This is a genomic window from Sinomonas sp., assembly GCF_036848755.1.
In the GTDB taxonomy this organism is placed as follows: domain Bacteria; phylum Actinomycetota; class Actinomycetes; order Actinomycetales; family Micrococcaceae; genus Sinomonas.
Genome location: NZ_DAIUJO010000119.1, coordinates 1 through 10,350 on the forward strand (window position 1 = coordinate 1; position 10,350 = coordinate 10,350).

Below are 10,350 nucleotides of genomic sequence, written 5' to 3' on the forward strand. Positions count from 1 at the left end.
CCCCGCCACTCCCCCACCACCGCCGAGACCGCCCGTCAGGGGCGCCTCTCGCGCACGACCGCCGAAAAGGCCCTGGAGGAGATGGCCGCCTACCGCATGGTCCACCGCGACCAGGACGGCCTCTGGCACATCACCGCCACCACAAGCCTTGCCCAGCTCGCCCACCGCCTCGGCGCCGACCAGGAGGTCGCCGCCCAGATCACCCTCCACCGCCAACAGCGCGCCCAATGGCACGCCTGGCTCGAGCGCCACAACCCCGGCCAGCAGCTCACCGAAGCCGACCTCTACGACCCCGAAACCGACGAACACTGGATCCCCCCAGACGACGCTGCCATACCCGCGGGTCTCTGGCGCATCGCGGCGGCTTAGGATCCGTTTTCTTCCTACTCTCAATTCGAGAAGGGAATCCTGATTCTTGCAGACCATTTAGTCTTAATAGCGCTGTCCGCTCTAATAGAGGGGCTGCATACAAAGGTTTTTGTGAGGCCTGATCGACCTATTAGTTCTAATAGGGTCAGTGGGGTCAATAGGGCGAACAGGTCAGCGCCACGCGGCAGCGTGACCACGTTCTGGGCTAGTGCGGGAAATTTGTCGCCATTAGCCCTAAAAGTTCTATTAGAACCTGACTCTTGAGCGGCGCCTTGATCCGCACACTGACGCGGAAGTCTCCCATTCTGCGAGGTCTGATCGACCTATCAGTTCTAATAGGGACAGTGGGGTCAATAGGGCCATGGGGGCACCGACACGCGGCGGCGTGACCCCGTTCTGGGCCAGGGAAGGGACTACTGTCGCCATTAGAGCTAAAAGCGCCATAGAACCTAGTGGGGCTGACAGGGCTATGAGCCCTGTCAGGCTCCATGGAGGACGGGAAGGAGATGACGTGCCGCAGGTAGTCGCCGTCGTGAATCAGAAGGGCGGGGTCGGTAAGACCACCGAGACAATAAACCTTGCCCGAGTGGCAGCCAACGAAGGCCTCAGAACCCTCGTCGTGGACGCGGATCCCCAGGGGAACTGTTCGGGAATCCTGCTGGAGGATGTTGCAGCCGACGACCTCACTTTGGCTGATGTGCTTCTCGGCGAACCTGTCAAGGAAGTTCGGCGGGAGGGCGCGTGGGCGGGCATCGATGTGGTTCCGGGCAACAGCAACATCAGTAAAGCGGTGATGATGCTCGCGGGGGAGCACGGGCGGGAGATGAGGCTGCGCGAAGCCCTCGATCCGGTCGGGGAAATGTACGATCTCGTGCTGGTCGACTGCGCGCCGAGCCTGGAGCTGCATACGGTCAACGCGCTGGCAGCAGCGGACCGGGCGCTCGTCGTGACAACGCCGGGGAAGTTCTCCCTCGACGGCATGTCCGAACTCGAGAAGTCGGTGGCCAGTGTTGTCCGCTACTACAACCCGCTTCTCACGGTGGCAGGTGTCGTCGTCGTCCAGGCCCGGGCAACGCTTACCCATAGGGCATGGTTCGGCGACCTCGAACAGTCATCGCCGTGGCCGATCATCAACCCAAGGATCCCGTATTGGGATGTCATCCAGTCTGCCCAGGAGGCTGGGCTCGGCCTCGACGAGTGGACTGCTGATCGACAGCGGGGCCGTGAGGTCTACGAGATGTACGCGCGCCACTTCAGCGCACTGACAGGCATGTCCCTGCGGAGCCATCTTGAAAAGGCCTTCCCCTCTCACGACTACGCCCACATGGAGGGCTGACTATGGCAGGACGACCAGAACGCAAGCGGAGCGCCCTCGGTGCAGCGCATCCTATCGAGGCTCGCGAGAGCGTCCTCGCCCCGGCGCCGACTCCGAGGGAGGCTTCGAGCATGCCGTCAGCTTCGGCGCCTGAGCCGACGTTGCACGCAGTCAAAACCCAAGAGCCCGCTCCTGCAGCGGAGCCCACGAGCACTCCGATTCGTAAAGCCGGCTTCTATGCAGACCTTGACACGATCGCCCGTATACGGGCCGCCTGGTACTACACACCGCCCGCGTCGGGGGAGCGCGAGGAGTCCCTCTCGGACTTCCTCCTCGCAGCAGCATTGGACCGGATGGAAGAGCGCCAACGCAAGTACAACGGGGGCGAAGAGTTCCCCCCCGTCCCTGCAGGGAAGATCGCCCGCGGCCGACGCTGAACTCGGAATGAAGGGCTGTTGGAACTAATATCGCTATTAGTCCTAAATCACCCCCATTCGGTGGAACGCGCAAAGCCGGGCGTACCACTGGGGGCGCAGGATGGGTGCGATGAGGCGGTGGACGGGCGGGGGAGGGGACGGAACACCAGCTGAGGGTCCTCCAGATACTCGACAAGGCCCGGCCGGGGGCGAAGGGGCTGTTCAGGGCTGGGGCAGGCGCAGGGCGGGTTCCGGCATGCGCAGGGCGGGTCCGGGCGCGCGCCGTGCGGAGGCGACGGCGGGGACGCCGGGGGGCAGGTGCGGGATGGCGCCCGGGGGGGTGTGGAAGAGCCAGAGCGAGAGGGCGCGGTAGCCTTCCCAGTCCCCTTCGCGCACCTTCAGCGACACTGTCTGGAAGCCCTGGGCGGGGCTGAATGCCCTGACCACCTCGAGCGGGACGGCCTCGGCCCTGGGCAGCCCGACCAGGACGGTGCCGGCGGGCGGGACGGTTCCGGCGGGCGCCCTCGCCGAGATGCCGCCGACGGAGATGTCCAGCAGGGATCCCTGAACCCCGTCAAGGGACAGGGGGGCCTCGACGACGATGCGGTGTGCGTTGCGGCGGGAGGTGGCGTACCGTTCGGAGCGGATCCTGCCCAGGCCCAGGCCCAGGACTGCGAAGCCCAGCAGCAGCCAGGTGCCCGCGGCTGCGGTGGAGGCGGTCGTCGCGCGCCAGGGCACCCACCCGGCGGTCCCTGCGGCGGCGTAGAGGACGAGTGCGCCCGCGAGGACGAGCAGTGCCAGGAGGATCCGGGGCGGGCGGCCTTTCGAGCGCCGGTCCGCGGCGCCCTTGGGGGTGACCTCGAACGCGAGGGTCCTGCGGGTCACGAGCCACCACAGGCAGGCCAGCCCGATCGGGATCCTGAACACGCGCAGGGCGAAGGCGGTCGGCCAGTGGATCTGGCGGCGCATCAGGCGCTTGGCCCCCCACAGGCGCACCGAGAAGGTCAGTGCGAACACGGCCCCGAAGGCCACCGGGTCCGCTGTGGAGGTCCTGGCCCCCGAGAGCAGGACTGCGGCGGGGACCATGAAGCCGACGAGGGTGGCGATGCCCTCGAGCCACCAGAGGGTCCCGTTGAGGTACTCGCGGTAGTCCCGCCAGGACATCCACCGCTTGGGCGCCCACAGGTGCTCCCTGACCAGGATCTGCATGGCGCCCAGGCCCCACCGCCGCCGCTGGAGGAGGTACTGCTCGGGCGTCGCCGGGGCCAGGCCGAGGGCCAGCGCCTGGTGGTGGTAGACCGTCCTCCAGCCGCCGCGGATGAGCTTGAGGGTGGTGTGCATGTCCTCGGTGATCGTCTCGGTGGCCACCCCGCCGACCTCCCGGAGGGCCTGGACCCGCAGGAGCGCGGTGGACCCGCACCAGAAGGGCCCGGCGCCGGCGGCGTCGCGTGCCCTCATCTGGACGTTGAAGAACAGGCCCTGCTCCCCGGTGATCCCGTCGTCGTCGAAGGCGCCGGAGTTGTAGAAGTTCTGCGGGCACTGCACCAGTGCGATCCCGGGGTCCTCGAACCAGCCCAGGGTCGAGGCCAGGAAGCCCGGCAGCGGCACGTGGTCGCAGTCCAGGACCGCGACGACGTCGATGCCGCCCAGGCCGGCGGCCTCCTCGTCGGCCATCAGCCCCAGGGCGTGGTTGAGGTTCCCGGCCTTGGCGTGGTCGTGGACGTCCCGGCGCACGTAGCGCGCGCCGTAGGCCAGGCACATCTGCTCGACCCAGTCCCGGTCCCCGTCGTCCAGGACCCAGGTCTGGTGGGCCGGTTCCAGGCGGCAGGCCGCGGCCACGGTCGGGGCCAGGACCTCCAGCGGCTCGTTGTAGGTGGGTATGAGCACCGCGACCCGGACCGTGCACTCCTCGGGGCGGACAGGGGCGGGCGCACGGCTGTCGATGTTCCACAGCATCACCGCGTTCACCACCACTCCGGCCAGGGGAAGCGCCTCGAACCCCAGGAGGAGGCCGGCCGCGGTCAGGTCCTGCCCGCCGGCCGGAAGGGTGAAGAGGACTCGCCAGAGCAGGTAGAGGCAGAGGGCGAGGGCAGCAGCGGCGCCGCCCACCCGCGCCATCCGCCTCGACCACGGCTCCTCGGGCCCGGGAGGGCCCAGCTGCTCCGCCCAGCCCGCGAGACCCGCCCGGGGCAGGTCCTCCAGGCCGAGGCGCCGCCGCCGGCCCGTCATCGACCGGCCGTCCGTGCCGGGCCGCGACCGGACTGCCTCGCACACCGCATACCGCCCCCTGGATTTCGTCACATGATCCGGCCCCAGCGGCCACCCTCCGGTCCAAGGCAGGCAGGATCGCAGGGCCACAAGGATGCTAGCCGACGCCGGCGTGCCCTGCGGACTCCAGCGCCCCGGCCGCCGTTCCGCGACGGGCCGAGGGTGCCGCGGCTCCCCCCGCGGCCATTCCCTCCGGCAGATCGAGCGTGTCGGATCGGAGCCCGGTCCTCCACAGCGGCCCGGTCCAATGGCTGATCCGGGGCGCCGGTTCTGCCGGGAGCGGTGACGCTGGGTCTCCGGCAGGGCTGACGGGGGCCTGCGGGCTGGTGGTGGAAGGCTTCCGGGGGCGGCAAGTCCCCTCAGCGGTGGAGGCGGGTCAGGACGGCGCGCACCGGCGGGCACATCCAGGGCGCCCGGCATTCTGGGCACAGGCCCGTCTCGTCCTCGGCGGGCAGGTGCCGGACGAGGATCCCCTTGAGGTGCTCGGCCTCGACCGTGTCCAGCTGTCCGCCGTCTTCGAGTCCGCCGAGGCGCCCGAACATCCCCTCGGTCACGGCCAGTGCCTCCGCTGCGGTCGCCATCCGTCCCAGCCTACGCCCGTGGACCCGGGCCCCGGTGGCCCGGGTCCACGGGCGTTGGTCCTCAGGCGGGGCGGAGGCGCCGGTTGGCCAGGAGCAGGGCGGTCATCTCCTCTGCGGGCACGGGCCTGCAGAAGAGGTATCCCTGGCCGCTGGAAGCGCCCAGGGCCGCGGCGATCTCGGCCTGTTCGGGGGTCTCGATGCCTTCGACCACGGCCGAGAGCCCGCAGGCGCGGACCAGGTCGATCACGGACTTGAGGACTCGGCGCTGCTGGAGGTCCTCGGTGAGGTTCCCCAGCAGGCTCCGGTCGATCTTCACCCGGTGGGCGGGCAGTCGGCGGAGGTAGGCGATGGAGGAGTAGCCGGTGCCGAAGTCGTCGATGTCCAGGCCCACTCCGAGGCGGGCGAGGCCGTTGAGGGAGTAGAGGTCGGTCTCGTTCCCGGTGACGAAGGATGCCTCGGTCAGCTCGAGGACCAGCCGGCGGGGGGCGATGCGGGCCTGGGCGAGGGCGAGCCGGACCTGGTCGAGGTAGTCGAGGTTCTGCAGGTTCGCGGGCGTGATGTTCACGCTGAGGGTGAAGTCCTCGCCCGGGCCGCCGGTCTCCTGCCATGCGCTCAGCTGGGCCAGGGCGCTGTCCAGGACGGCCCTGTCGAGCTCGACGGCGATGTCCAGCTCCTGCGCGAGCGGGATGAACGCATCCGGTGGGACGGGGCCGAAGCCAGGGCGTGTCCAGCGGGCGAGCGCTTCCACGCCCTCGATGCCCAGCAGGCTCCCGGGCGGGGATGCCGGGAGCCTGACGATCGGCTGGTAGACCACTTCCAGGCTCCGGGCGCGCACCGCCTCTGCCAGGTCGTTCCCGAGCGCGCGGCGGGCCTGGAGGGCGTGGAGCATGAAGGGTTCGAAGGCCCTGACCGGCTCGGAGGGGTCGCACGCGGCCGCGCTCAGGGCTACCCCGGCGTCGCGGATGATGTCCTCCGGGGCCTGGCCGGCCTCGGCGGCGCGGATCCCGATGCTCAGGGCCGTCCGGACGGGCGTCGGGGCGGATCGGAGGCGCCGGAAGGCCCGGTGGAGGTCCTCGGCGGCCAGGCGTGCCTGGGCCGGCCCGGCGGCGGCGAGCAGGACGGCGAAGCTGTCCAGGCGGAATCGCACGACGAGGCCGTCGTCCCCGGCGGTCTGGGCCATCCGGTGCTGGATCCAGTCCATCACCCGGTCCGCTTCCGCGCGGCTGCCGACGTGCTCGAGGCGCTCGTACGAGTCGAGCTCGACCAGCAGCAGGGCCGGACGCGGGGAGCCGGTCTCCTCGCTCCGGGCCAGGGCGTCGTCGAGGGCCAGGGCGAGGAGCCGCCGAGGGTCGTTCCAGATCAGCGGAGCCGGCAAGATCCTCGTCCCCCATCCCCGTGGATCGACTGCAGCAGGGCACAGCGCAGGGGTGCCCTGCCGGCCACTCTACTAGGGTCGGCCGCGGTCCGCGGGCAGGCCGCAGGCCGGGGCCCAGTGCGCTCCTGCGAGGGCGTGGGCCACGGCGGGGCCTGACAGGGGCCCGGCGACCGCGGGGCCGGAGGCGGCCTCGACTCCGAGGCCGCGCAGTGCCTGCAGCTGCTGGGCCCGGCGGACCTCCGAGGCGCCCACCCGCATTCCCAGGGCGTGCGCCGTGTTCACGATGCCCGCCACGATGGCGGCGTCGACGGGATCGGCCTCCACCCGCGCGGTCAGGGACGGGTCGAGCCTGAGCACGTCGAACGGCAGCGACCGCAGCACCGCCAGGGTGGCGCCGTCGCTGCCATAGCCGTCGAGCCCGACCTGGACGCCGAGCGCGCGGAGCCCGTCGAGCTGCTCCCGGGCCCGGGGCAGCTCGGGCGGCGCGAGGCGGCCGATCACATCGATCCTCAGCCGGGCCGGGGGGATCCGGTGGGATGCCAGCGCGGCGGCGACGTCGGCGGCCACGAGCCCGCTCGCGAGCCAGCCGGGGGAGGCCTGGAGGGCCGCCTGCCAGGCGTGTCCTGCGAGGGCCCACTCCCGGAGCTGGTCGCACACCCTCTCCAGCAGCCACCTCCGCACGGTGACGGCCTGCCCGCTGCGCTCGGCGAGGGGGACGAACTCGCCAGGGCTCACCGTCCCCAGCTCCGGGTCCTCCCACCGCAGCCTGGCCTCGAGCACCCGGCAGGAGCCGGAGCCCAGGTCCAGCGCCGGCTCGTAGAGCACGCTCAGCGCGTACTCCTCGAGCGCCCCCAGCAGACGGCGGCGGATCTGCGCCGCGCGGCCGAACGGGTCCTCTCCGTCCCCGCTGATGCGCTGGAGGCGCTGCTTGCCGGAGCGCTTCCCGGCCAGCATCGCCCCGTCGGCCCGGCGGAGCAGGGCCTCCAGCGGCCCGAGCTCCTCGTCCGCAGGGACCTCCTCGGCCATGGCAAGGCCGACGGTCGCGGAGAGCTGCATGGTGTGCCCGTCGTGGGAGAACGGGCGCTGGGCCGCTTCCAGGACCCGCCGGGCGGCCGCGCACGCGTCCGATTCGCCCACCCCGGCCAGCAGGACCACGAACTCGTCTCCCCCCAGCCGGGCGGCTGCGTCGCCCGCGCGGAGGCTGGCCCGGAGCCGGCGGGCGAACTCCGCCAGCACCGCGTCGCCGACGTCGTGGCCGTGGGTGTCGTTGACCGGCTTGAAGTCGTCCAGGTCGATGTAGAGCAGGGCCGTGCGTGCCGGGTCCGAGCGCGCCAGGAGGGAAGCGCCCCGCTCGGTGAGCCAGCGCAGGTTCGGAAGGCCGGTCAGCGCATCGTGCCAGGCCGCGTGGCGGAGCGAGGCGGAGAGGCGCTCGAAGATCTGCGAGACAGTCACCAGGCGCGGACCTCCTGCCCCCACGACCAGCAGGTCCTCGTACCTGGCGGGCTCGGGCCGGCTCAGCACCAGCACCGCCGCGTCCTCCACCGTCGTCCCGGCATCCACCACCGTGAGGCGCCCTTCGGGGACGAGCTCGCCTGCGGTGCTGCGGGCGTGCAGGGCGCGGCCGTAGCCCAGGCGCCCGGAGAGGCGGTCCGCCAGGTGCTGGCGGGTCAGGAGGAAGTGCTCCCCGGTCGCGGCGTCCACCACGGCGACTCCGCGGGCGCCCCCGTCCATGCGGAACATCGCGTCCACCTCCGGGACCGGCAGGTCCCCGGGCACCGAGGGAACCTCGCTGCCGAGCTCGCCGACCCTCTGGCCCGGGGAAGGCGCCCCAGCGGGATCAAGGACCCCGCAGCCCACGCTCTCGCCGCCCATGCACAGACCTCCGACGCTTCGAAGAACGCGGGCCGTCCCCGCATGCGCCCCCTGCTGTGGGACCAGCCCGAGCAGAACCGCCCACATCCTGCGGAGGCGGGCGGCGCTTCGGCCGAGGACCACATCCCCCTTCTGCAGTCTAGCGCCGGGGCACAGCCGCCCAGGACCGGGCAGAGGGCCCCCTCACGTCCATCCCCGGGCGGGACGGACGGGAGCCTGCGATGGCGCGGCGATGCCCCGGCTGCTTCATCCGGGCACGAGGAGTTCCCCTCCGGCTTCCTCCTTCGCCGCTGCGCTCGACCACTGGGAAGGGCGGGAGCTCGAGTGCAACGGCGCCGGCCGCCGTCCCAGCAGGAAGGACCGGCGGACCCGAACAGCCGGTGGTCCGTATGCCGCTCGGCGGATCAGTCGAACAGGTCGCGTTCGTGGATGAGCCCGGGGGGAGCCTCCCGCGAGGCCTCGACGGTGAAGGTCCGGGCATCGAGCCGGGTCACGAGGACTCCGGTGCCGAGGCGGCTGGCAGCGGCAACGGCCGCCTCGGCTTCCCTGTCCAGGGCGGCCTCGAGCTCGTGCCGGTCGGCGACGGTGAAGGTCTTGGAGTAGGCGGTCTCAGGTCCGGGCATTGGTCCTCGGCTTCATGGCGTTGCGGACAGGGGCGGTGTGGCGTTTTCCTTGTGGTGGGGCGGCGGCGCTGCCATGTCCAACGTTCCGAGGATACCGGTGGGGGCGCCCGGCTGAAGGTCCTTGGGGGGGTGTCCCTATGGGTTTAGTCAAGCGGCGGCGGGCAAGGTCCGGGGTGTGCGGGGTGTGTAGAGGGTGCCGTTGCGGAGCATGGAGTGGATGACGTCGCAGCGGCGTCGTGCGAGGCACATGACGGCGGCGTTGTGCTTCTTCCCCTCGGCGCGCTTGCGCTGGTAGTAGGCCGCGGAGTCGGGGTCGCAGTTCGATGCGACCCATGCGGAGCGGAAGAGGGCGTTCTTGAGCTGCTTGTTCCCGGACCGGGCTGGGTGCTCGCCGCGGATCGACTTGCCCGAGCGGCGGGTGACCGGGGCGATGCCAGCGTACGCGGCAAGGTGCGCTGCGGAGGGGAAGGCGGAGGCGTCGCCGATGGCCAGGAGGATGGTCGCTGCGGTCTTGGTCCCGACTCCTGGCATCGAGATCAAGACCTCGCGAAGAGGGAAGTCATCGAGCAGCCTCTCGACCTCGCCTGCGAGCTCGGCCCGCTCTGCCTTGAGCGATTTGATCGAGGCGGCGACGCGCGGGATGACGGTCTCGACCGCCTCGGTGCCGATCACCGTCACGCTCTGCTGCTCAAGCGCCGCGAACACGTCATCGACGAGCCCATCCACGCCGCGGTGCTTGGTCTTCCGCGCCCACGCCCGGACCTTGGCCGCTCCGGCCTTGCGGAGCCCGGTGGGGCCGCCGTAGCGGACGAGCAGGTCCAGGGAGAGCTGGTTGGTCAGCCTCGTGCCGGCGAAGACGCGCTCGAGCGCCGGGTGGATCTGCAGCAGCAGGGACCTCAGGCGGTTGATCGAGCGGGTGCACTCACGGGCGAGGTCGTCGTCGTAGCCGGAGAGCACCTTCAGCGAGGCCAGGACCTCGCTGTCGCGGTCGACGGCCCGGAGCGTGTCGGGCATCTTCAGCGCGCAGGTGGCGATCACGTAGGCGTCTCGGGCGTCGGTCTTCGCGTCCCCGGGCATGAGCTGGGCGGCCTTGCGCATGGCCAGCCCCGGCAGGTAGGCGACCTGGCAGCCGCAGTCCCTCGCGACTGCGACCGCGAGGGCTCCGATCGTGTTGGGCTGGTCGACGACCACCAGCACCGTCCCGTGCGCCTGAAGGCTGGTGAAGACCTCGCGGAGCTTGGCCTCGTCCTGCGGGAGGGGCTTGTCGAACAGGCGCGTGCCGTCGGCTCCGAGGGCGCACGCGTGGTGCTCCTCCTTGCCGACATCCAGGCCGCACCAGACGGCGATGCCGCTTGTGTCCACCACTTCTCCAGCCACCGGTCTCGGGTCTCCTTTGCAGGGCAGGTCCGGGCCGCTGTCACGACGCCCGGTCCTGGCACCCACATTACGAAGAGACCTGAGCCCGGAGGAGCTCGGCCGCGTCCCTATCAGCAGTCACCCGACGTCTCTGCGCCCGGCGACATCACCCCCC

8 protein-coding genes and 1 pseudogene are annotated in these 10,350 nt (G+C 71.1%); 3 read left to right on the plus strand and 6 right to left on the minus strand.

The window, feature by feature from the left end:
- The 3 genes and pseudogenes from V7053_RS15655 to V7053_RS15665 all read left to right on the plus strand — a co-directional run.
- A pseudogene (locus V7053_RS15655) lies at positions 1 to 369 on the plus strand (hypothetical protein); the annotation flags it as partial.
- 511 nt (positions 370 to 880) lie between these two features.
- Complete coding sequence (locus V7053_RS15660; RefSeq protein ID WP_334173200.1) at positions 881 to 1,705, plus strand: ParA family protein; 825 nt, start codon at positions 881 to 883, stop codon at positions 1,703 to 1,705.
- Positions 1,706 to 1,815: 110 nt separating this feature from the next.
- On the plus strand, positions 1,816 to 2,121 hold the full coding sequence (locus V7053_RS15665; protein ID WP_334173201.1) for a ParB family protein: 306 nt from the start codon (positions 1,816 to 1,818) through the stop codon (positions 2,119 to 2,121).
- Between the two features lie 201 nt (positions 2,122 to 2,322).
- Here V7053_RS15665 and V7053_RS15670 read toward each other — a convergent pair whose 3' ends face one another.
- The 6 genes from V7053_RS15670 to V7053_RS15695 form a co-directional block, all read right to left on the minus strand.
- Positions 2,323 to 4,374: a glycosyltransferase family 2 protein gene (locus V7053_RS15670; protein ID WP_334173202.1), complete on the minus strand. Its 2,052-nt coding sequence runs from the start codon at positions 4,372 to 4,374 to the stop codon at positions 2,323 to 2,325.
- 353 nt (positions 4,375 to 4,727) lie between these two features.
- Positions 4,728 to 4,949, minus strand: a complete 222-nt coding sequence (locus V7053_RS15675) for a hypothetical protein (protein ID WP_334173203.1) — start codon at positions 4,947 to 4,949, stop codon at positions 4,728 to 4,730.
- 61 nt (positions 4,950 to 5,010) lie between these two features.
- Entirely contained in the window at positions 5,011 to 6,324 is a 1,314-nt protein-coding gene (locus V7053_RS15680; protein WP_334173204.1) for a GGDEF domain-containing protein, read from the minus strand.
- A 72-nt stretch (positions 6,325 to 6,396) separates the two neighbouring features.
- A complete protein-coding gene (locus V7053_RS15685) occupies positions 6,397 to 8,196 on the minus strand; it encodes a putative bifunctional diguanylate cyclase/phosphodiesterase (RefSeq protein WP_334173205.1) in 1,800 nt (599 codons plus the stop codon).
- Between the two features lie 404 nt (positions 8,197 to 8,600).
- Positions 8,601 to 8,819, minus strand: a complete 219-nt coding sequence (locus V7053_RS15690) for a hypothetical protein (protein ID WP_334173206.1) — start codon at positions 8,817 to 8,819, stop codon at positions 8,601 to 8,603.
- Positions 8,820 to 8,966: 147 nt separating this feature from the next.
- Positions 8,967 to 10,184 (minus strand): IS110 family transposase, encoded by a 1,218-nt coding sequence (locus tag V7053_RS15695; RefSeq protein ID WP_334173207.1) that lies wholly within the window; start codon positions 10,182 to 10,184, stop codon positions 8,967 to 8,969.
- Positions 10,185 to 10,350 lie beyond the last annotated feature (166 nt).

Coding starts and splice junctions, on each gene's coding strand:
- V7053_RS15675 (WP_334173203.1), bottom strand. CDS start 4,949: ATGGCGACCGCAGCGGAGGCACTGGCCGTGACCGAGGGGATGTTCGGG.
- V7053_RS15665 (WP_334173201.1), top strand. CDS start 1,816: ATGCCGTCAGCTTCGGCGCCTGAGCCGACGTTGCACGCAGTCAAAACC.
- V7053_RS15690 (WP_334173206.1), bottom strand. CDS start 8,819: ATGCCCGGACCTGAGACCGCCTACTCCAAGACCTTCACCGTCGCCGAC.
- V7053_RS15685 (WP_334173205.1), bottom strand. CDS start 8,196: ATGGGCGGCGAGAGCGTGGGCTGCGGGGTCCTTGATCCCGCTGGGGCG.